The organism is Streptomyces sp. NPDC004838 (assembly GCF_053600955.1).
The window spans coordinates 1-22,268 of sequence record NZ_JBSGAW010000010.1 but is presented as its reverse complement, the minus strand read 5'-3'; the positions used below and the strand labels follow the sequence as shown (position 1 = coordinate 22,268).

Genomic DNA, 22,268 nt, shown 5'->3' with positions numbered 1-22,268 from the left:
GGCGTTCCGCCTTAAGTTACGCGGCTGACCGGGGGCTGTGTGCCCCGGATGGGGCCAACGCTCACTTCGGCCTGCGAAACCGGGAGAAATTCAGCTCATGAAAGTCGACAAAGCTACTCAGTCGCCTTCGCGGGGCTCGCCGGGGACGGTTTTCGGGGGTACGGGGCCGCCCGCTCGGCGGCAGGGCACGCGAGCCCGGCAAGATCCATCAGAAGCGGCCTAGTGCTGTGGCCGGAAAGGTTTGCCGTGGGCCCGCGGCGTCCGGTGCGGTGCAGCGCAAGGCGGAGGTCCGCAACTCGTACTCGCCGTACTCGCGCGGTCCGACAACGCTGGGGGTACCGCCCGTGCCCGCAGGGCACAGGGGGAGATGGGCCGTGCAGGGCGTCGCGGGCCGGTGAACGTTTCCGGCCACAGCACTAGCCGCCGGTGTTCGTCGCCGGGTCCGTCGTGGTCGGGTCGGAGCCGCCGAGTTCGGAGACCCAGTCGGTGACCGCCGAGATGCCGTCACCGATCGCCGACCAGTACCCCTTCCCCTGAGCCACCCAGTCCTGGAGCGGGGTCAGCTCCCAGATCAGCCAGCCGGCCACGACGAGCATGAGCACCGAGACCAGGCAGCCCTTGAGGCAGCCGAGACCGGGAATCCGCATCGGATTGGCGCTGCGCTGGCGCGGCGGCCGGGGCTGACGCGGAGCGGGCGGCTGAGGCTGCTGGGGCTGCGGCGGCTGGGGTGCGTACGGCTGCGGCTGGGGCTGCTGAGGTGGCTGCGGCGCGAACTGCCGGCGCTGCGGCTGCCGCGGCTGGGGTTGCGGCTGGGGGCGCTGCGGCTGTGCGTAGCGCTGTTGCTGAGGCTGCTGGGGTGGCTGTTGGGGCTGGCGCTGCGGGCGACGGCGGAGCGGGTCCTGGCTCGGGTCCAGGTATTGGACCTGGGTCTGCTCATTGCGGTCGCGGGCGGCGCGCAGCTGGGACTGCCAGGGGTGCGGGTCCTCGGGCCGGGGTCCGCCGGGCGGGCCGTCCGGGCGCGGGGGCGTGGGGGGCAGTACGGCTGTCGGGTCGGCCGCGCCCCCGGGGCCGCCGGTGTGGGGCAGCACGCTCGTCGCCCCGTTCGGGTCGAAGGCGGGCGCGTTGGTCGGCAGGACCTGGGTGGGGTCGGCGGCGCCCGGCGCGCCGGGGACGGGGGCGGGCGTGGGGTCGGGGGCCAGCAGCGCGCCGACGCCGAGGGCCGCGTCGACCTGGGCGGGCGTGGAGTGCACGCCGATTCCGGCGGCGACGGTGCGCAGCGCACGGGCCAGGTTCTGGGCGCTGGGCCGCTCGCCGGGCTCCTTGCGCAGACAGCGCTCTATGACCGTCCACAGGGGCTCGGGGACGGTGGTGGGGCGGCGGGGCTCCTCGCTGAGGTGGCGGTGGAGCACTTCGAGCGCGGTGGCCCCGGCGAACGGAGGACTGCCGGTGACCAGCTCGTACAGCAGAATGCCCGCACCGTAGATGTCGACGGCGGAGGTCTGGGGGCGGCCTTCGGCGGACTCGGGGGCGATGTACGCGGGGGTGCCGACGAACTCATGCGTGCGGGTCAGACCGGGGGAGTCCGCGAGGCGCGCGATGCCGAAGTCGGTCAGCATCGGGTGCATCTGGCCGTCGGCGTCGGTCTTCAGCAGGACGTTCGCCGGCTTGAGGTCGCGGTGGACGATGCCGTCGGCATGGCTGGAGGCGAGCGCGTCGGCGATCTGGGCGGTGAGCAGGGAGGCCGCCACCGGTGTGAACCGCCCGCTCTCGCGCAGATAGCGGTGGAGGTCGGGGCCCTCGACCAGGTCCATGACGAGGGCGAGGAGATCGCCCTCGACGACCAGGTCACGGGTCCGGACGATGTTCGGGTGGGTCAGGCGGAGCAGCACGGACCGCTCGCGCAGGAAGCGCATGACCACATCCGCGTCGTTCGCCAGCTCCTCCTTGAGGACCTTGATCGCGACGGTCTCGCCGGGCTGCCCCGGCACGGCCGCCTCGGCGCCGGCGGTCTCCCTCTGGCTGGCGCGCCAGACGGTGCCCGTGGCTCCGCGGCCGAGGGGCTCCTGGAGGAGGTACTTGCTGCCTACAGGCCGCACGTCATGCGCTCCCTGCTGATCGTGGTCCTTGCGTGGTCCGGGCCAGGGTGAAAGCGGCCGGGTGTCCGACCCACCTTAGTGCCGCCGAACGGTGTACCGGTCGGTTGTCCACAGGCCCTCCGGGGCCCGTTCCGGTCGCCTCGGCTCCCGTGGTGTTCGAGAGAAAGACGCCCGTCGTGCGCGGAAGGTTGCCGAACGACCGTGCCGTACACAACACATGACTTTCGGATCAACATCCAACCAGGCACTTTTCCGACCGGAGCGGACCAATCAAGATCATTTCTTGGCGGTGGCCGGGCGTGTTGTCAGTGGCAGGTGCGAGGATGCCTTCAGCACGGAGTGCGGGGGCGGGAGCCCCGTGGCCGTGCCGACCTGCCGGGTGGGGACGGAGTGGCGGCTCCCCTGCCGGGCACCGGGCGCAGAAGGGATTGCTGACGGCGATGCAGATCCGGCTGACCGTTCTCGCACCGCGCGGCGGGCAGACCGCGTCCGGGGGGCGGGAATTCCCGGTACCGGGTTCCACGGGGCCGGCACCGGGTTCCGCGGGGCGCGCTTGCGATGTGCTGGTCACCGCGCCGACGGGGACGGCGCTGGCCGCCGTGGCCTCGGGGCTGGCGGCGGCCGTGGCGGGACCGGATGTCTCGGGCCCCGTCGCGTTGTACGCGGGCCGGGAGCGCCTGGACGCCCAGCGCCGCACCCTGGGCGAGCCCCCGCTGGTGGACGGTGCGGTGCTCTCGCTCCAGTTCCCCGGCGAGGACGGGCCGTCCGGGGCGGACGCGTCGGCGCAGCTCCATGTGGTCGCGGGCCCGGACGCGGGCGGAGTCCATCTGCTGCACGGCGGCCGGATCAGTATCGGCCGTTCCGCGGAGGCCGATGTGCCCCTGGACGATCCCGACGTCTCACGGCTGCACTGCGAGGTCACGGTCGCGGACGACGGCCGGGTCACGGTCGCCGACCTCGGCTCGACGAACGGCACCGCGCTGGACGGCAGGGTCGTCGGCCCCGACGCGGTGGGGCTTCCCCCCGGAGCCCTGCTGCGGCTGGGGGAATCGACGCTCCGTCTGACCCCCGGCGACCGTACGCCGCCGCTGGCGACGGCTCCGGACGGCGAGGGGCATCTGCGGGTCCCGCGAGCCGGGGCGCTCCGGCCGGAGGAGTCCCCCGCCGGATCCGCTCCCCCGGCGGAAGGCCGGGCCGAGGGCCACCGGTTCGAGGACCCGGCGCGCGGCGCCCCGCCGAGCCGGCCCCGAGGTGGGGTGGAGAGCCCCGCGCACAGCGCCTATGTGCCGGGGAGCCCGGCTTCCGACGGTTCCATGGCCGGCACCCCTTCTCACGGCACCTACACCGGGGTACCCGACCGGGTTCCCTCGCAGTACGGCTCCGCCCGGACGGCCCGTCCCGGCGGTTCCGGACGCGGTACCGGTGAGGCCGCCATGGGCGAGTACGGGCCCCGTGAGCGCGGTGGCATCGGTCCCGTCGGCCCCCGTGCCGACGTATGGCACGGTGACACCGGCGGCGACTCCATGCACCAGAGGGCGGTCGACGGGCGGGGAGCGGGTGCCCCAGACACCTCGGACGCGGGAGTTCCGGTCGCCTCGGACGCGGAAGCTCGGGACGCGGGAGCTCTGGACGCGGGAGCTCTGGACGCCGCCGAGACGCACAGCCGCCGGAGCAGCGGACGGGCCGGCGCTTCCGGTTCCCGCGGTCCTGGCGGCGGCCGTAAGAAGGGCATAGGGGCGTGGGCGCGACGGCTCAAGGGAGACCGCGAGGAACCGGTCGAGGAGCCGCCCTCCGCGCCGCTGCCCGCGGCCGCGCCGCCCGCCGCGCCTCTGATCGAGAGCTGGCCGGATCCCGCCGCCGTCCTGCTCACCGCGCTGGGACCGGGGCCCCGGCTCTGGGAGCGTGCGGCAGGGCACCCCGAGTCGCTGGTGCTCCGGCTGGGCACCGCCGACCGGGACGGGCTGCCCGCGGTGCCGGTGACCGTGGGGCTGCGTGAGGCCGGTTCGCTCGGACTCGCCGGGCCGCGCGCGCGGCTGGAAGGGGCCGCCCGCTGGGCGGTCGCGCAGCTCGCGGCGCTGCACTCCCCCGCCGATCTGGAGATCGTGCTGATCAGCACGGACCGGGCGCGGAGCCTGGAGGAGCGTACGGCCGCATGGGCGTGGCTGGGCTGGCTTCCGCATCTGCGGCCCGCGCACGGCCAGGACTGCCGGCTGCTGGTGGCGTACGACCGTGACCAGGCCGCGGCGCGTACGGCCGAGCTGACCCGCAGGCTGGACGACGGGCTGCTCGGCCCCGGCTGGCCCAGCGCGGACGGTTCGGCCCTGTCCGAGGCGGCGGCGCGGTACGAGGGCCCGCGCACGGTCGTCATCGTCGACGGAGACCCCGGTTCGGCCGCCCTGCGCGAGACGACGGCACGGCTCGCGGGCGCGGGCTGGTCGTCCGGGATCCATCTCATAGCCCTGGCCGAGACACCGGCCGCCACCCCCCTCTCCACCGTCGCCGCGACCTATGAGACGGCCTGCGCGGCCTCCCTCCCCTTCCGCGAGTGCGGTGCGGTCGGGCTGCTGAGCGGTGATGTGGCGACGGCGCTCCGGGTGCTGCGCACGGCGGGCGGGCTGCCCGCCGGCCATGGCACGCTGGCCGCCGTGGACGCGGTGTCGGCGGCCTGGGCGCAGCGTTTCGGGCGGGCGCTCGCCCCCCTGCGCACCGAGGGCAGCCCCATCGCCCCCGGCCGGGCGACGGCGCTGCCCCGCACCGCGCGGCTGCTGGACGAACTGGGGCTCGCCCGCGCCACCCCCGCTTCCCTGATGGCGCGCTGGGCCTCGGCCGGGGAGACCGACCGGGCCGCGGCGGGTTTCGCCGTGCTCGGCGCGGGTCCGCACGGCCCTCTCGCCGTCGATCTGACCGTGGAAGGCCCGCATCTGCTGATCGAGGGGCCGCCCGGCAGCGGGCGTACGGAACTGCTGCGCTCGGTCGCCGCCTCACTGGCCGCCGCGGACCGCCCCGACCGGCTCGGCCTGCTGTTGGTCGACGGCGCGGGCGGCGAGCGCGGCGAAGGGCTCGCGGTCTGTACGGATCTTCCGCATGTCACCGAGCATCTGGTGGCCAGCGATCCCGTGCGGATGCGGGAGTTCGCTCAGGCCCTCGGCGCCGAGCTGAAACGGCGTGCCGAGATGCTGGGCGATCTGGGCTTCGCCGAGTGGCACACCCGTCGCAGGGTCGCGGACCGGATGGTGGGTCCGCGCCAGCCGAGCGCGGGCGAGCAGAGCGGTACGGCCCGCGGCACCCTGGGGCCGTCGCCGCGCGCCGCCCTCGGCACCCCGGCCCGCGGCGCTCTGGGGCCGTCGCCGAACGGCGACATCGACTCCCCGACGAGCAGGACGCTCCGATTGCGCCCCGGCGGTCGTACGAAGACGGCCGCCGCCACTGCGGACGGTTCGGGGACACTGCCCCGGCTGGTGGTCCTGGTGGACGACTTCGACGCGCTCGTGGCACCGGCGCTCGGCAGCACCGGCCGACCTGCCGCCGGTTCGGTCGTACGGGCGCTGGAGGCCGTGGCCCGTGACGGCGAGCGCCTCGGAGTGCATCTGGTGGCGGCCTCGGCGCGCCCGGATCGTACGGCGGACACCGAGCTGACGCGGGAGGCCCGCCTACGGGTGGCACTGGACGCGCCACCGGTCTCCGCCGGGCCGGAGGATCCGCTTCCGGGGCGCGGGAGGCTGGCTCATCCGGACGGCCGGGTGACACCGTTCCAGAGCGGCCGGGTGACCGGGCGCATTCCGCGTACGGCGACCCTGCGGCCGACCGTGGTGCCGCTGGACTGGGAGCGGATGGGCGATCCGCCCACCCGCCGGCCGGTTCGTGAACTCGGCAATGGGCCGACGGATCTGGCGCTGCTGGCCAGTGCGCTGGAGCGGGCCGCCCGCTCGGTGGACGCCGAGCCGCTGGCTCCGCTGACGCCCGCACACCGTCTCGGCTGACACTGCCAGGGCGCGCGCACGCGCACTGCCCGGTGGCCCTCTGCATCTGCCCGCGCTCTGCGCCTGCCGACGCGCCTGCACGCCCGCACGCCGGTGACGATCCCTTTCCCGTATCTCCCCAACCGGGCCGCATGGCACCACTTTTGACAGGACAACATGTCACAGAGGAATCACGAATGAGCCATCGCGGCTCTCGGCGGATTGCGGCCTCCGCGCACCGGGCGTACACCTGTCGGGCAACGCGTCAGCGCTAGGGCCTGTCTGATGGAGAGAACGGGGCAGAAATGCGCGCAACTCTTCGTACCAGCAAAGCCGCAATCGTCTTCGCCGTCGTCGCGGCGTTAACAGTCGCCGGATGCGGCGACGGCGACGACGGAGAACCCAAGTCAGGCGAGAGCAAGTCAGGCGAAACCGCTTCCCAAGTCCGGCTTCCGCGGCTGGACGGGGAGAAGATCCAGGTCGCGGCGGTATGGACCGGGCCCGAGCAGGAGAACTTCGTCAAGGTTCTCAAGGAATTCGAGAAACGCACCGGGGCGACGGTCACCTTCGTCCCCGCGCAGGACCCGATCGTCAATTTCCTCGGCACGAAGATCGCGGGCGGCAGTCCCCCGGATGTGGCGATGCTCCCCCAGCCCGGAGCCGTCGCACAGACCGTGGAACGCAAGTGGGCGAAACCCGTCGGCGCGGAGGCGAAGGCCGAGCTGGAGAAGAACTACTCGACGGGCTGGCAGAAGATCGGCCAGGTCGGCGGCGAGCAGTACGGCGTTTACTACAAGGCCGCCAACAAGTCCCTCATCTGGTACAACACCGCCGCCTTCGAGAATGCCGGGGCGCAGGAGCCGAAGACCTGGAAGGAGTTCCTCGGCACCGCCGAGACGATCTCCGCCTCGGGCGTCACCCCCGTATCGGTCGCGGGCGCGGACGGCTGGACCCTCACCGACTGGTTCGAGAACATCTACCTCTCCCAGGCGGGCCCGGACAAGTACGACCAGCTCGCCCAGCACAAGATCAAGTGGACCGACGCGTCCGTCACACAGGCGCTCACCTCCCTCGCCGAGTTGTTCGGCAAGCCGAATCTGATCGCGGGAGGCGCCGACGGCGCGCTGCAGACGGAGTTCCCGGCGTCGGTGACGCAGACGTTCAGCGGCGGTGACCAGCCCAAGGGCGCGATGGTCTTCGAAGGGGACTTCGTGGGCGTCAACATCGCGCAGACCAAGGCCAGGATCGGTACGGACGCGAAGGTGTTCCCGTTCCCGGCGGTCGGCACGGAGCCTCCGGTGGTGACGGGCGGCGACGCGGCCGTCGCGCTCAAGGACAGCAAGGGCGCGCAGGCGCTGCTGACCTTCCTGGCCTCGCCGGACGCGGCGAAGATCCAGGCCGCGTCCGGGGGATTCGTCTCCCCCAACAAGTCGCTGGACCTCGCCGCGTACCCCAATGACGTCCAGCGCGACATCGCGAAGGCGCTGATCGAATCGGGTGACGACTTCCGCTTCGACATGTCGGACCAGATGCCGCAGTCGTTCGGCGGCACACCGGGGAAGGGCTTCTGGAAGACGCTTCAGGACTTCCTGAAGAACCCCAAGGACATACCGGGGACGCAGCGGAAGCTGGAAGCCGACGCCGCCAAGGCGTACAAGAGCTGACGGGGCATGCCCACCGTGGCGAAAGCGGGGGGTCCGGCTCAGCCGGGTCCCCCCGCGGGTCAGCGCAAGAGCGTGACAGGCACACGTAAAGTCATCGCGGCCGGTTTTCTGCTGCCCGCGCTGGTGCTGCTGGGCGCGCTCGTGGTCTACCCGATCGGGTACTCGGTCTACCGCTCCTTCTTCGACCAGGCGGGCACGGGCTTCGCCGGTCTCGACAACTACCGGGAGATCTTCACCGAGGACAGCATCCTCACGGCGGTGAAGAACAACGCGATCTGGGTCGTCGTCGCGCCGGTCGTCGCCACCGCGCTCGGGCTGATCTTCGCCGTACTGACCGAAAGGGTGCGCTGGGGCACCGCGTTCAAGCTGGTCGTCTTCATGCCGATGGCGATCTCGATGCTCGCCGCGGGAATCATCTTCCGGCTGGTGTACGAGCAGGACCCCGAGCGGGGAGTGGCGAACGCGGTCTGGGTGGGCGTGCACGACACCTTCGCCGAGTCGGCCGGGTTCCCGAGGGCCCGGCCGCTGCCGGTGCATCCGCTGAAGGCCGGCGGAGGCGGTTCGTACGTCACGAAGGAGCCGGTCTCGGCCGGTACGGAGGTGCTGCTGCCGCTGGTGGGGGTGCCTCCGGCGAAGATGCCGTCCGACGCGAAGCCCGCGAGGGCCGCGAGGGCCCCGAAGGCGGCGGGGTCCGGGGACGGGAAGGTCACCGGTACGGCGTGGCTGGACTTCACCCGTGGCGGCGGAGGCCGGCCCAACGTCATCGACGCGAAGGAGCTGGGGCTCAAGGGCATCAAGGTGGAGGCCGTCAAGGACGGCAAGGTCGTCGCGTCGGCACGGGCGGGGGCGGACGGGGTGTTCACGCTCCCCGCCTCCGCCGACGGCGCGCAGCTCCGGCTGCCGGCCTCGAACTTCCGTGAGCCGTACAACGGCGTCAACTGGCTCGGTCCGTCGCTCGTCACCCCCGCCATCATCGGGAGCTATGTGTGGATGTGGGCGGGCTTCGCGATGGTCCTCATCGCGGCAGGGCTCGCGAGCGTGCCGCGTGAGCTGATGGAGGCGGCGCGGGTCGACGGCGCGAACGAATGGCAGGTCTTCCGGAAGGTGACCGTGCCGCTGCTCGCGCCCGTACTCGCGGTGGTGCTGGTCACCCTGATGATCAACGTGCTGAAGATCTTCGACCTCGTCTACATCATCGCGCCCGGATCGGCGCAGGACGACGCGAATGTGCTGGCCCTCCAGCTCTACCGCTCCTCCTTCGGCACGGACTCCGATCTCGGGCTCGGCAGTGCGATCGCCGTACTCCTGCTGTTGCTGGTGATTCCGGTGATGTTCTTCAACATCCGTCGTATGCGAAGGGAGAGTCGCCGATGACCACGACGGACGGTGTGGTGAAGGCGGAGCAGTCCCTTCCGGCGCGGATCGCGTCGAGGGCGGGCGGGGGCGCGCTGCGGGTGTTCCTCGTGGTCGTCGGGGTCTTCTGGCTGATGCCGACGTTCAGTCTGCTGATCTCGTCGCTGCGGGGGTCGTCGGACATCGCCGGGAGCGGGTGGTGGAAGGTCTTCACGACGCCCGCGCAGATCACGACGGACAACTACGAGCGGCTGCTCCGCAACGACGCGATCACCGACTCCCTCGTCAGCAGTGTGCTGATCACCGTTCCATCGACCCTGCTGGTGGTGATCATCGGGGCGCTCGCGGGGTACGCCTTCGCCTGGATGGACTTCCCGGGCCGCGACTGGTGGTTCATGCTCGTCGTCGGTCTGCTGGTGGTGCCGGTGCAGGTGGCGCTCGTACCGGTCTCGAAGCTGTTCGGGCAGATCGGGATCTTCGAGACCACGATCGGCGTGATCCTCTTCCATGTCGCCTTCGGACTGCCGTTCGCGATCTTCCTGCTGCGGAACTTCTTCGCGGAGATTCCGCGTGAGCTGCTGGAGGCGGCGCGGCTGGACGGCGCGGGGGAGCTGCGGCTCTTCGCCCGTGTGGTCATGCCGCTGGGAGGGCCGGCGATCGCCTCGCTCGGCATCTTCCAGTTCCTCTGGGTCTGGAACGACATGCTGGTGGCGCTGATCTTCGCGGACTCGGAGAGCGCGCCGATCACGGTGGCTCTGCAGCGGCAGGTCCGGCAGTTCGGCAACAACATCGACGTGCTGGCGCCGGGGGCGTTCGTCTCGATGATCATCCCGTTGGTCGTGTTCTTCGCGTTTCAGCGGCAGTTCGTGTCGGGGGTGATGGCGGGGGCGGTGAAGTGAGGAGGCGCGGGGCGGCGGGAGCCGCCGGGGGCCGGGGGGCTCGGGCTGGGGCTTGGGCTCGGGCTCGGGCTTGGGCGGCGGGTCACTGGCACGGTGACCGCCCCAAACCGCGGGGCGGCGGGGTGGGGTGACGCGGCACGGAACAGTGGCCGTCCGGGTCCGCTCCGGGGGCATATTCGGGACTGCTTTCCTCACCGCGCTCCGCGCGAGTTGCGACGCTTTACGTCCCGAACACGCCCCCTGCGCGTCCCCTCACTCGGGGCCTAGCACCCCGTACCCCACCAGGGGCCGCACCTCATCCGGAGCACCGTTCATCCGCTGCTGGTGGGAGCCACCGGCGCCACGGGCTCGTAGCCTCGTTCAGGGCGCGCCGCCGTTTCCTCCCGCACGGTGGAAGCCCGGTGGGAGGGGGCTGGGGTCGTGGAGAGGGGTCAGGCGCGGAGTGCCGCCACCGCGCCTCTTGTCAGGTCGTCGAGGTAGCCCTTCGGCAGATCCGCCCTGACCACCACCAGCCGCCAGTACAGCGGGCCCACCACGAGGTCCAGCAGGCGGTGCGGGTCCGTGGACGGGGGAAGCTCGCCGCGGGCGACCGCGTCGCGGACGATATGGGCCGCCACACCGTGCTGGCTGTCCAGTAGCGCCGCCTTGATCGCGTCGGCGATCTCCGGGCTGCGTACGGACTCGACCAGCAGGTCCGGGATCACCTGGGACGCCACAGGGTGGCGCAGCGCGTGCGAGGCGACCTCCAGCAGGGCCCGTACATCACCATGCAGCGAACCCGTGGCCGGTGCCGGCAGGCCCTGCGTGGCGAAGGCGGAGACCAGGTCGAGGACGAGTGACAGCTTCGACTTCCAGCGGCGGTACACCGCCGTCTTGCCGACGCCCGCCCGCCGTGCGATCCCCTCGATGGACATGCGGGCGAACCCGACCGAGGCCAGTTCCTCGAAGACGGCGGCGCGAATCGCCTCGGTGACGTCCTCGCGGAGCACTGCCGCTCCCGCGGGGGCACGTCGTGGTGTTCGCGGGTCCGTGGTCATGGCCAGGAGCATACCCGTGGGGACGAAACGGTTGCGTTGCGACGCGAGAACACCCTAGTCTCGCCGTAACGACGCAACGGGCCCGTCCTGTCGTCCCAGACTCCCGCCTCCGGCGAACGCGACCCGCGTGAGCAGCCAGACGTTCCCCCCACCGGTGCGCGCGGCGAGCGCCGTAGCCGCCCGGCACGGGCTCGGCGTCGGTGGCGGTCGGCCCTCGATCCGATCGAGAGCCGACCGCCCCTGACGGTGAGCGCGGGCCGGGCGGCTACGCGGGCGGTCGCGGGCGGGCCGTGCTCTTCGGGGTGGGGGGATTCGTGTACTTCTGGAAGGCGGACGAGCGGTATGACCGTGACTGACATTTCCGGGATCCCGGTGAACACCGAGGACAGGGTTCCGACCGTCGTCGCCGACGACGTACACATCAAGTACCGGGTGAACGGCGGCAGCGGCGGCAGGGGCAGCGCCACCGCGGCCCTGAGCCGGATCGTCTCCGTCAAGGCGCGCAAGGCCCGCAAGGCCGGCCGGCTCGCCCCCGGCGTCCGCGAGGTGCACGCCGTCAAGGGCGTCAGCTTCACCTCGTACAAGGGCGAGGCCATCGGCCTGATCGGCTCGAACGGCTCGGGGAAATCCACCCTGCTCAAGGCCATCGCCGGGCTGCTCCCACCGTCCGAAGGCCGGGTCTACACCCGTGGTCAGCCCTCGCTGCTCGGCGTGAACGCCGCTCTGATGAGCGATCTGACCGGCGAGCGCAATGTCATCCTCGGCGGGCTCGCCATGGGCATGTCCCGCGAGGAGATCGAGCGGCACTACGAGGGCATCGTCGAGTTCTCGGGCATCAACGACAAGGGCGACTTCATCTCGCTGCCGATGCGTACGTACTCCTCGGGCATGGGCGCCCGCCTTCGGTTCGCGATCGCCGCGGCCAAGAGCCATGACGTCCTGCTCATCGACGAGGCGCTGGCGACGGGCGACGCCAAGTTCCGGCGGCGCAGCCAGCAGCGGATCACCGAACTGCGGGCGGAGGCGGGCACGGTCTTCCTGGTCAGCCACAGCAACAGCACGATCCTGGAGACCTGCGAACGCGCCCTGTGGCTGGAGGCCGGAACGCTGCGGATGGACGGTCCGGCGAAGGTGGTCGTGGACGCGTACGAGGAGTTCACGAAGGCCAAGAAATAGCACTACATTCCCCTATACAACTCCAAAACGGACTAAAGTACTGGGCGATGACGCTCCATCGGATCGCCCCGCTTCCACCCACCCACCGCCTCGCCCCGAGGCCGTCCCCCAGGCTGGAGGACCCGCATCGGCACGCACGGCGGACCATCGCCCTGGCCGCCGTCTGGACGGTCACGCGCGTGGGCATGCTCGCGCTGCTGGTCGTGGACCGCCTCGGTGACAGCGGTGTCGCGGGCGAGGTCCACACGCTGTACCGGAGCTGGTACGAGCAGTTCGTCCGGGGAGGGTTCCCCGTGGACGACGCCGCCTGGCAGTACCCGCCCGGCGCCGCGCTCGTGTTCCTCTCCCCCGGCACGCTGCCCTGGCTGACGTACTTCGAGGCGTTCGTCGTCGTCGTGCTGCTGGCCGACGCGGTCATCACCGCCGCTCTCGCCCGCGCGGGCGCGTCCGGCGCTTGGCTCTGGGTCTGCGGGCTGCCGCTGCTGCTGAGTCTGCCGCTCGCCCGGTACGACGTGCCCGTGACGGCCGTCGCCGTGCTCGCGCTGCTCGCGATGCGGAACCGGCCGCGGGTGAGCGGGGCGCTCGCCGGACTCGGCGCGATGATCAAGGTGTGGCCGCTGCTCACGGTCCTGGGTGCCCCTCGGGGGCGTACGACCCGCGCGGTCTGGGGTTCCGCGGCCGCGTCCGCCGCCGCGCTGCTCGCCGTGCTGACGCTCTGCTTCGGCGACACCCTCGACTTCCTGCGGCAGCAGGGCGCGCGCGGCGTGCAGATCGAATCGCTCGGCGGGACCGCACTCCAGCTGGCGCGCGCAGCGGGGTGGAGCGGCGAAGTCCGGTTCCAGTACGGCGCCTTCGAGTTCGTCGGCCCCTATGTCTCGTCCGTGGCGCGGCTCTCGCTGGCGATGAGCGTCCTCGTCCTGTGCGGGCTGCTGGTCTGGCGTATCAGAGCCAACCGCTGGACCGCCGCGACCCCCTTCGACGCCGCGTTCGCCGCGGTGCTCCTCTTCACGGTCACCAGCCGGGTCATCAGCCCGCAGTATCTGGTCTGGCTGCTCGGGCTCGCCGCGGTCTGCCTCACCTGCCGGCACACGACCCAGCGCGCCCCGGCGCTGCTGATGGTGCCCGCGGCGGCGGTCAGCGCCCTGGCCTATCCGCTCTTCTACAACGACGTCGTCGACGGCACCGTGTTCGGCGGCGCGCTGATGGTCCTGCGGAACGGGTTGCTCGTGACGGCCGCCGTGCTCTCCTGTCTGCGGCTGTGGAGGGCGTCCGTCTGAGGTTGTCGGGCGTACGGTTCTGAGGCTGCCGGGGGCTGTCGGGTGTACGGAAAGGACCCGCCACATCGTGTGTGGCGGGTCCTTTCACCTGCGGCTACCAGTGAACTAGCTGTGCGTGCGCAGCAGCTGGCGCATCGTCCGCATCGCGACCGACAGGTTCGCCAGGTCGAAGGTGTCCGAACTCTGGATCTCGTCCAGCGTCGCGCGCGCCCGGCCCAGGATCGACGCGTTCTGGATCTCCCAGGACTTGAAACGCTCCTCCGGTGACGAGGTGCCGTTGCCGACCGAGAGCACGTCGGCCGTGAGCATCGCGTGGGCCGCGTACAGGTCCTCGCGGATGGAGGCGCGGGCCATGGACTGCCAGCGGTCGGCCCGCGGCAGGTCGATGATCCGGTCCATCAGCTGGGTGATCACCAGCCGGTCGGCGAGGTCGTAGTACACCTCGGCGACCTCCAGCGGCTCCTTGCCCATCCGGTCCGCGATCGCGACGATGTCGAGCGTCGGGAACGCGGAGGAGAACCCGGCCACCCGCAGCGCCAGCGCGTCCGGCACGCCCGCCTCGGTCATCTCGCCGAGGATGCCCTGGTACCACTCCAGATCGGCACCGCGCAGCAGCTTCGGCAGCTCGCTCCAGACCTGCTCGACCCGCTCGGCGAAGAAATCGACGGTCTCGGCCAGCTCCAGCGGCTGCGGCCGGTTGCCCAGCAGCCACCGCGTGCCGCGCTCGACCAGCCGGCGCGAGTGCAGCCGGATCCGGGTCTGGACATCGGCCGCGACCTGGTTGTCCAGGTCCTCGACCGCGTCCCACACCGCGTTGAGGCCGAAGATCTCGCGGGCCGCGGTCTGCGCCCTGACGACTTCCTCGATCGACGCGCCCGTCTCCTCCCGCAGCCGGTGCAGGAAGGTCGAACCACCGGTGTTGACGGTGTCGTTGACCAGCACCGTCGTGACGATCTCCCGGCGCAGCGCATGGCCGTCGACGGCTTCGGGGAACTTCTCGCGCAGCGCCTTCGGGAAGTAGGCGTGCAGCAGCCGGCGCAGATGCGGGTCGTCGGGGAGCGACGTCCCGATCAGCTCCTCCGCCACCGTGATCTTGGTGTACGCGAGGAGTACGGCCAGCTCGGGCTGGCTGAGGCCCCTCGCGTTGTTCAGCAGCTCACGGATCTGCCGGTCGGTCGGCAGGAACTCCAGCGACCGGTCCAGCGCGCCGTCCCGGCCGAGCCGCCGCATATAGCGCTGGTGGGCCTGGAGGAGGGAGGAGGACTGGGCGACGGCGTTGGAGAGCGCCGTGTTCTGCGCGTAGTTGTTGCGCAGCACGAGCGCGCCGACCTCGTCGGTCATGCTGGCCAGCAGAGTGTTGCGCTGCTTGACCGTCATATCGCCGTCCGCGACCAGGCCGTTGAGCAGGATCTTGATGTTCACCTCGTGGTCGGAGGTGTCCACGCCGGCGCTGTTGTCGATGGCGTCGGTGTTGATCCTGCCGCCGGTGCGGTCGAACTCGATCCGGCCGAGCTGGGTGAAGCCGAGGTTGCCGCCTTCACCGACGACCCTGGCGCGCAGGTCCTGGCCGTTGACGCGGATGGCGTCGTTGGCCTTGTCGCCGACGTCGGCGTTCGATTCGCCGGACGCCTTGACGTAGGTGCCGATTCCGCCGTTCCACAGCAGGTCCACGGGGGCCTGGAGGATCGTCTTCATCAGCTCGGCGGGCGTCATCTTGGTGACGCCCTCCTCGATGCCGAGGGCGGCGCGCAGCTGGGCGTTGATCGGGATCGACTTGGCCGTACGGGCGTGGACGCCGCCGCCCGGGGAGAGCAGTTCGGGGTTGTAGTCGGCCCAGCTGGAGCGCGGCAGCTCGAAGAGGCGGCGGCGCTCGGCGTAGGAGAGCGCCGAGTCCGGGTTCGGGTCGACGAAGATGTGCCGGTGGTCGAAGGCGGCCACGAGCCGGATGTGCTCGCTGAGCAGCATGCCGTTGCCGAACACGTCACCGGACATGTCGCCGACGCCGACGACGGTGAAGTCCTCGGTCTGGGTGTCGTGGCCCAGTGCGCGGAAGTGCCGCTTGACGGACTCCCACGCGCCGCGGGCGGTGATGCCCATGCCCTTGTGGTCGTATCCGGCGGAGCCGCCGGAGGCGAAGGCGTCCCCGAGCCAGAAGTCGTAGGCGACCGCGACCTCGTTGGCGATGTCGGAGAAGGACGCGGTGCCCTTGTCGGCGGCGACGACGAGGTAGGTGTCGTCCTCGTCGTGGCGTACGACGTCGGCGGGCGGGACGACCTCTCCGGCCACGAGGTTGTCGGTGATGTCGAGCAGGGCGGAGATGAACGTCCGGTAGCTGGCGACGCCCTCCGCCATCCAGGCGTCCCGGTCCACGGACGGGTCGGGGAGCTGCTTGGCGACGAATCCGCCCTTCGCGCCGACCGGCACGATCACGGTGTTCTTGACCATCTGCGCCTTGACCAGGCCCAGGATCTCCGTACGGAAGTCCTCGCGCCGGTCGGACCAGCGCAGTCCGCCGCGCGCGACCTTGCCGAAGCGCAGATGCACGCCCTCGACGCGCGGGGAGTAGACCCAGATCTCGAAGGCCGGGCGGGGGGCGGGCAGATCGGGAATGGCCTGGGGGTCGAACTTCATCGACACATAGCCGTGGTGGCCGCCGTTCTCCGTCTTCTGGAAGAAGTTCGTCCGCAGGGTGGCCTTGATGACGGTGAGGAAGGCTCGCAGGATGCGGTCCTCGTCCAGGCTCGCGACCTGGTCGAGCGCGCCGTCCAGCTCCTCCATCACGCCGTCGATCAGCTCACGGCCGGCCTTCTGGCGGCCGGGCGACATCCGGGCCTCGAAGAGGGAGACCAGCAGCCGGGTGGTGTGGACGTTGGTGAGGAGGGTGCCCTCCATGTAGTCCTGGCTGAAGGTCGAGCCGGCCTGGCGCAGATACTTGGCGTAGGCGCGCAGCACCATGGCCTGCCGCCAGTTCAGCCCCGCGCCGAGGACCAGCGAGTTGAAGCCGTCGTTCTCGGCCTCGCCGTTCCAGACCGCGGCGAACGCGTCCTGGAACCGCTCGCGGGCGTCGTCGGCGAGGTAGTCGCCGCTGCCGTTGCCGATCGGCATCCGCAGACCGAAGTCGTAGATCCAGGCCGTCGTACGGTCGGCGCGGCGCAGCTCGTACGGACGCTCGTCGACGACCTCGCAGCCGAGGCGCTGGAGCACCGGGAGCACGGCGGAGAGGGAGACCTGACGGCCCGTGCGGTAGATCTTGAAGCGGCGCTCGCCGGGGCCCGCGCCGACCGGCTCGTACAGGGAGAGCGCGAAGTCCCGGCCGGAGCGGGTGAGGTTGTCCAGGTGGACCAGGTCGGCGACCGCGGAGCGCGGTGAGTGGTCGGCCTTGTAGCCCTCGGGGAAGGCGTTGCCGTAGCGGCGGAGCAGCTCGGCCGCGTGCTCTTCGCCCAGTTCGGCGTTGAGGGCCTCGGCGAAGCCGTCGGCCCAGGAGCGGGCGGCCTCGACGAGGCGGGCCTCGATGCGTTCGGTGTCGGCGTCGGTGAGGTGCGGCAGTTCGGTGCCGGACGGGACGCGGACGACGAAGTGGATACGGGAGAGGATCGACTCCGTGTTCCACGCGGTGAAGTCGACGCTGGTGCCGCCCAGCTCCTCCTTGAGGATGTCGATGAGCCGCAGCCGGACGCCGGTGGTGTAGCGGTCGCGCGGGAGGTAGACGAGGGCGGAGTAGTAGCGTCCGTATTCGTCCTGGCGCAGATAGAGCCGGAGCCGGCGGCGCTCCTGGAGGTACAGGACGCTGGTGACGATCGAACGGAGCTGGTCGACCGGGGTCTGGAACAGTTCGTCGCGCGGGTAGGTCTCCATGATCTGGAGCAGATCGCGGCCGTCGTGGCTGTTGGGCAGGAAGCCCGCGCCCTCCACGACCTCGGCGACCTTGCGACGGACGACGGGGACACGGCGTACCGATTCGGTGTACGCGGCGGACGAGAACAGTCCGAGGAAACGGCGCTCGCCGATGACATTGCCCTCGGCGTCGAACTTCTTCACGCCGACGTAGTCGAGATAGCTGGGCCGGTGGACGGTGGAGCGGCTGTTGGCCTTCGTCAGCACCAGCAGCTTGTGCTCGCGGGCCTTGGCGCGGGCGTCGGCGGGCAGCCTGCTGAACGACGGGCTGACGGGGTGGGCCTCGTCCTCGCTGTGGTGCGGGTCGGAGCGGAGGATTCCGAGGCCGGTGCCGGGGACGGCGGCCAGGGCGTCGTTCTCCGTGAGCTGATACTCGCGGTAGCCGAGGAAGGTGAAGTGGTCGGCGGCGAGCCAGCGCAGCAGCTCGCGGGCCTCGTCGATCTCCTGGCCCGCGATGTCGTCGGCGGTGGGCTCCTCGGGCAGCTCGTCGGCGATGCGCAGTGCGGCGTCGCGCATCTTCTCCCAGTCCTCGACGGCCTCACGGACGTCGGACAGGACCCGCAGCAGATCGACGGTGATCTGCTTGAGGTCGGCCCGGTCGGTCTCGCGGTCGATCTCGACATGGATCCAGGACTCGACGAGCGCGTCGTGCGGGAGGTCCTTGCCGGCCTTGCCGGGGCTCGGGCGCTTCTCGGAGGAGAGCACCTCGATCAGCTTGCCGGTGACATCGCGGCGGACGGTGACCTGGGGGTGGATCACCACATGGATGCCGCGCCCCTTGCGGGACAGCTCGTTGGTGACCGAGTCGACGAGGAAGGGCATGTCGTCGGTGACGACCTCGACGACGGAGTGGCTGCATGTCCAGCCGTTCTCCTCGACCGTCGGGGTGTGGACCCGCACATTGGCCGTGCCCTGGGGGCGGTTCTCGGCCAGGCGGTAGTGGGAGAGTGCTGCTCCGAAGACATCGACCGGGTCGCGGTCCGCGAGGTCCTCGGGTGCGGTGTGCAGGTAGTAGCGCTGGAGGTACGCGAGCGCGGTGTCCTCGTCCGGACGCTGGCCCTGCTCGGTCCCGGCCGGGTGGTGACCACCGCCCGGACTGTTCTCAGCTACCCGGGCGGCTCGTGCGAGCAGCTCGGCCTTGGCTTCGTCCAGCTTGGTCTGCATGTCCTCTTGCTCCTGTCGCGCGCCGTTGCGTGACGTAGGTGAAAAAGAAGCGACGGAACGTCACGACGCGGGGTGTCCGGTCGGAGTCGACGTTATGCCGCGATGAGAGTTGCCCGAGCCGAAATCGACGAAACTCAACAGTATTCAACAATCCGGCGGGGGCGACGGGACCAGCGGTCGCCCGGGTGCTGTGGCACTCCGGGCGGAGACCGAGGGCTTCGCTGCCCTCAGGGCGTATCGCGCTGATCACGGCTCCAGGCTATCGCTCCGCCCCCCGGAACCGTCATGAGCCTTATGTGTACAAAAGCGGGGTGTGAAGTTTGACGTTCTGCACAGCGACACAGGCCCTTTCTGGCAGGCGGTTCCCAGCGGCCCGGGACGGCACCGCTGGGGCGGGTTTCTGCGGGGTACGTCTACTCGTGGGCGGACCACACCATCCCCGACACCGGGAGCAGCCATGACAGCGAAGGTCCTGATCGTCACCGGCGACGCCGCCGAGTCCCTCGAAGTCCTCTACCCGTATCAGCGGCTGCTCGAGGAGGGGTACGAGGTCGACATCGCGGCGCCCGCCCGCAAGAAGCTCCGGTTCGTCGTCCACGACTTCGAACCCGGCTTCGACACCTATACCGAGAAGCCGGGCTACACCTGGCCCGCCGACCTGGCCTTCTCCGAGGTGGACCCCGGTCAGTACGCGGCCCTGGTCATCCCCGGCGGACGCGCCCCGGAGTACCTCCGCAACGATCCGGAGCTGCGGAAGATCCTCAAGTCCTTCTTCGACGCGGACAAACCGGTCGCCCAGATCTGCCACGGTCCGCTGCTCACCGCGGCCATCGGCGGCCTCGAGGGCCGCCGCGTCACCGCGTACCCCGCTCTGGAGCTCGATATGCAGGCGGCGGGAGCGAGGTTCCAGGACACGGAGGCGGTCGTCGACGGCGCGATCGTCTCCTCCCGCGCCTGGCCGGACCATCCGGCGTGGATGCGGGAGTTCCTGAAGGTCCTGAGGGCGCAGGCGTAGTGTTCTGTGGCTCGGTTCTCCCCCAGACTCCGTCCGGCGGGACCCCCACGGCGCGCTGGAGCGTGCGTCGCCGGTCGACCGTGCTCGATCCCTCGTACCTCGGAACCTCCGCGCGCTCTCCCTTCCGACACCCGCGCGCCCCTCCAGCTCACTCGCCAAGGAGACACCTGCACCCGCGCGCCCCTTCGGTGAACCCGCCGGGGAGACACCCGCACCCGCGCGGCCCCTCGGCGCACTCGCCGGCACGCACCCAACGCGGTACCTCGGCTCACCCGCCGGGGAGAACCCGGCCGGCGCGGCCCTGCTTGGTCACCCACCGACGCTCAGCCCGCCCGCGCGGACCCTCGGCTCGCCCGCCCCTTGCACCGCAGGGACTCCCCCTCCGCCGGACACGCCTGGCCGAGCCGCTACCGGCCCCGGCGGCGACTGAGGTGCCGAGTGGGGACAGAGCCCACGGTATGGTGCCGCTCCGGTGACCCGCGGTCCGGCGTGCGTGCCCCACGCGGACGCGCCGCCCCCGCCCGGCGGAGCCCCGGCCGCGCTCACCCCGTGGGGAGTCCGAGCGCCACCTCGACCGCCTCCGCCAGGGTGTCCACCACCGGCACCCCCGCCGCCTCCAGATTCGCCCTGCTGTGGGACCCCCCGGTGTACAGCACCGCCCGCGCCCCGACATGCGCCGCCGCCACCGCGTCGTCCACCGCGTCACCGATCACGACGGTCCGCTCGGGCGCGGCCGTCCCGGCCAGCGCCACCAGATGCCGCTCCATGTACCCCGCCTTGGAGCCGCCGGACGGGCCCCGCCGCCCGTCCACCCGTATGAAGTGGTTCTCGATCCCGTATCCCCGCACGACCGGGATCAGCTCGTCGTGCCCGTACATACTCAGCAGGGACTGGCTGCGGCCCGCCCGCCCCCACTCCCGGAGCAGTTCCTCCACACCGTCGGTCAGCCCGCATCCGACGCGGTGCTCCGTGTAGGACCGGTGGAAGACGACGTCCATGGCCTCCCACTCCGCGTCCGTCGGCAGCCGCCCCATCATCCGCTCGTAGAAGCGAGGTATCGGCACGCAGTACAGCTCGCGGTAGCGCTCGACGGTGATGGGTCCCAGTCCTATCTCCGCGAACGCCGCGTTCGTCGCCCCGACGACCGCCGTGATGTCGTCGAGCAGTGTGCCGTTCCAGTCCCACACCAGGTGGGTGCTGGCCTTCCCCGAGTGCTTCCCCATGGAAAAACCGTACCCGGCGGGTCTGACAACGACCCGTCCCGATGCCGTATGCGCAGGTCAGGGCAGCAGGCCGGGGATCTCCTGGACTCCGTACCAGAGCAGTTCGTGGTCCTCGGCGCCGTCGACAGTGAACTGGGCGTCGTCATCGCCCTGGTCCGCCGCGCCGAGCGCGTCCGCCGCCGCGGTCACGTCGGCCACCGCGCCGTCGGCGTCCACATGGACCGCCGCCGCCTTGGCGAGCGGAACGGCCGACGCGATCCGCACCTCGCCGACCGAACCCGCTTCGAGCGCCCGGTCGGGGTCGACGGCCGTGTCCCGGTCCGGTACGTCGACGGCCACGACGACCCGCCGCCTGGGAGCGTCGGGGCGGACCGCGATCAGCCTCAGCGAGGCGGCCGCGGCACGGCTGAGGGCCGCGTACTCCAGTTCCTCGATGTCATCGGACACGTACCACTCGCGCAGGCCGGGAGTGACTCCGTACGCGGTCATCGGCCCGGGGCCCAGTTCGCCCGTCTTGTGCGCCTCTGCGAGTCCGGAGAGGGTCAGGGGGACGTAGACGCGCATGGCTGGCCGCTTTCGTAGTCGGAAGACGCCCCTCAGGATACGTGCGACGTCCCCTTTCGGGCTGCCGCTCCCCACCTCGGAAGCGTCCACTCCGCTCCCTCGAGATCCGCCTCTCCAAGGCCGCCCCGCCCGCCCGGTCACTCTGATAGGTGAACTCGGACCGACCCCCTCCCCCCGTGATCACCCATTGCGATCGCGCGACTCCGAGGCGTAAAAGATCACCAACGAAGTTACCGCCCGGTAGATCGTGAGAGCGCTGGCGATCACGGAGACCGGGCCCGGACCATCGGGGGCGATACGCATGGACAGGACAAGGCCCGCAGGACGGCGCGACCAGCGTCGGCCCGCCGCGGTCGCGGCATCGGCGCTGGCACGCGCGAGGCGGCAGGACAGGCCGCACTACTGGTTCGCCGACCGCCTGCTCGCGGTGCTCAGCGGCCGGCGCCCGGTGCACTGGATGCTCGGCCACACCATCGGCGACGCGTACGAACAGCTCGTACAGCTCGCTCCAGGAGCCCCGCTGCGCCCGGAGACGGCGGGAGGGGTGATGCCCGTCGTCCGGCGCTGCGATGAGTTCCACCCCGGACCGGGAGTGATCGAGGCGTTCGCCCGCATCGGCACGGGCGACCGCGTCAGCGCGATGGCCTTCCGCCTCGAACAGGGCCCGGACGACCGCCGCTGGCGCTGCTCCGCGGTCGAACTGGGCGGCGAACGCGTCGGCACACCAGGCTGACACCGCCGCGGCCGAGGGCCGTCCCGCCCGGTGGTGCGCGACACCCGGCTCCACCAGGGGCGGGAGCCTGCCGCAGGCGGGCTGCCCTCGGCACGTACGCGCTGGCGGGTGTGGACGGAAACGGCCGGGCCGGACACCGATCGGCGCGCGTCCAGCTTGGGCGCGCGGACGGAGCCAGCGCGGCAGGGGTTGCGCACGATGATGCCGTCGTCCA

General features: G+C 71.3%; 13 protein-coding genes. 8 read left to right on the top strand and 5 right to left on the bottom strand.

Going from position 1 to position 22,268, the window contains the following annotated elements; translation table 11 throughout:
* Positions 1-416: 416 nt before the first annotated feature.
* Complete coding sequence (locus ACWEFL_RS13645; RefSeq protein ID WP_451711240.1) at positions 417-2,096, bottom strand: protein kinase domain-containing protein; 1,680 nt, start codon at positions 2,094-2,096, stop codon at positions 417-419.
* A gap of 440 nt (positions 2,097-2,536) precedes the next feature.
* Between ACWEFL_RS13645 and ACWEFL_RS13640 the strand changes: the two genes are divergently transcribed.
* The 4 genes from ACWEFL_RS13640 to ACWEFL_RS13625 all read left to right on the top strand — a co-directional run bounded on the left by ACWEFL_RS13640 (position 2,537) and on the right by ACWEFL_RS13625 (position 9,971).
* The gene (locus ACWEFL_RS13640; protein ID WP_451711238.1) at positions 2,537-6,076 is read left to right on the top strand and encodes an FtsK/SpoIIIE domain-containing protein; all 3,540 of its coding nucleotides are present in this window, start codon (positions 2,537-2,539) and stop codon (positions 6,074-6,076) included.
* 284 nt (positions 6,077-6,360) lie between these two features.
* On the top strand, positions 6,361-7,719 hold the full coding sequence (locus ACWEFL_RS13635; RefSeq protein ID WP_451711236.1) for an ABC transporter substrate-binding protein: 1,359 nt from the start codon (positions 6,361-6,363) through the stop codon (positions 7,717-7,719).
* 6 nt (positions 7,720-7,725) lie between these two features.
* Complete coding sequence (locus ACWEFL_RS13630; protein WP_451711235.1) at positions 7,726-9,093, top strand: carbohydrate ABC transporter permease; 1,368 nt, start codon at positions 7,726-7,728, stop codon at positions 9,091-9,093.
* Positions 9,090-9,971 carry a carbohydrate ABC transporter permease gene (locus ACWEFL_RS13625; protein ID WP_451711233.1) on the top strand — a complete coding sequence of 294 codons (882 nt, stop codon included), beginning with the start codon at positions 9,090-9,092 and terminating at the stop codon, positions 9,969-9,971. The genes ACWEFL_RS13630 and ACWEFL_RS13625 overlap by 4 nt, the downstream gene beginning before the upstream one ends.
* A gap of 431 nt (positions 9,972-10,402) precedes the next feature.
* Here the strand turns inward: ACWEFL_RS13625 and ACWEFL_RS13620 are convergent, their stop codons facing one another.
* A complete protein-coding gene (locus ACWEFL_RS13620) occupies positions 10,403-11,020 on the bottom strand; it encodes a TetR/AcrR family transcriptional regulator (protein ID WP_451711231.1) in 618 nt (205 codons plus the stop codon).
* A 330-nt stretch (positions 11,021-11,350) separates the two neighbouring features.
* Here ACWEFL_RS13620 and ACWEFL_RS13615 point away from each other — a divergent pair, with 330 nt between their 5' ends.
* Positions 11,351-12,184: an ABC transporter ATP-binding protein gene (locus tag ACWEFL_RS13615; RefSeq protein WP_451711230.1), complete on the top strand. Its 834-nt coding sequence runs from the start codon at positions 11,351-11,353 to the stop codon at positions 12,182-12,184.
* Positions 12,185-12,231: 47 nt separating this feature from the next.
* Positions 12,232-13,461, top strand: coding sequence for a glycosyltransferase 87 family protein (locus ACWEFL_RS13610; protein ID WP_451711228.1), 1,230 nt, complete (start codon positions 12,232-12,234; stop codon positions 13,459-13,461).
* A gap of 105 nt (positions 13,462-13,566) precedes the next feature.
* Here ACWEFL_RS13610 and ACWEFL_RS13605 read toward each other — a convergent pair whose 3' ends face one another.
* Positions 13,567-18,519: an NAD-glutamate dehydrogenase gene (locus ACWEFL_RS13605; RefSeq protein WP_451711226.1), complete on the bottom strand. Its 4,953-nt coding sequence runs from the start codon at positions 18,517-18,519 to the stop codon at positions 13,567-13,569.
* Between the two features lie 457 nt (positions 18,520-18,976).
* Between ACWEFL_RS13605 and ACWEFL_RS13600 the strand changes: the two genes are divergently transcribed.
* Positions 18,977-19,534, top strand: a complete 558-nt coding sequence (locus ACWEFL_RS13600) for a DJ-1/PfpI family protein (RefSeq protein WP_451711224.1) — start codon at positions 18,977-18,979, stop codon at positions 19,532-19,534.
* Positions 19,535-20,076: 542 nt separating this feature from the next.
* Here the strand turns inward: ACWEFL_RS13600 and ACWEFL_RS13595 are convergent.
* Positions 20,077-20,757 (bottom strand): HAD family hydrolase, encoded by a 681-nt coding sequence (locus ACWEFL_RS13595; protein WP_451711223.1) that lies wholly within the window; start codon positions 20,755-20,757, stop codon positions 20,077-20,079.
* A 57-nt stretch (positions 20,758-20,814) separates the two neighbouring features.
* Positions 20,815-21,321: a DUF6912 family protein gene (locus ACWEFL_RS13590; protein ID WP_451711221.1), complete on the bottom strand. Its 507-nt coding sequence runs from the start codon at positions 21,319-21,321 to the stop codon at positions 20,815-20,817.
* A gap of 301 nt (positions 21,322-21,622) precedes the next feature.
* Between ACWEFL_RS13590 and ACWEFL_RS13585 the strand changes: the two genes are divergently transcribed.
* A complete protein-coding gene (locus ACWEFL_RS13585; protein WP_451711219.1) occupies positions 21,623-22,054 on the top strand; it encodes an Rv3235 family protein in 432 nt (143 codons plus the stop codon).
* The last annotated feature ends 214 nt before the right edge of the window (positions 22,055-22,268 follow it).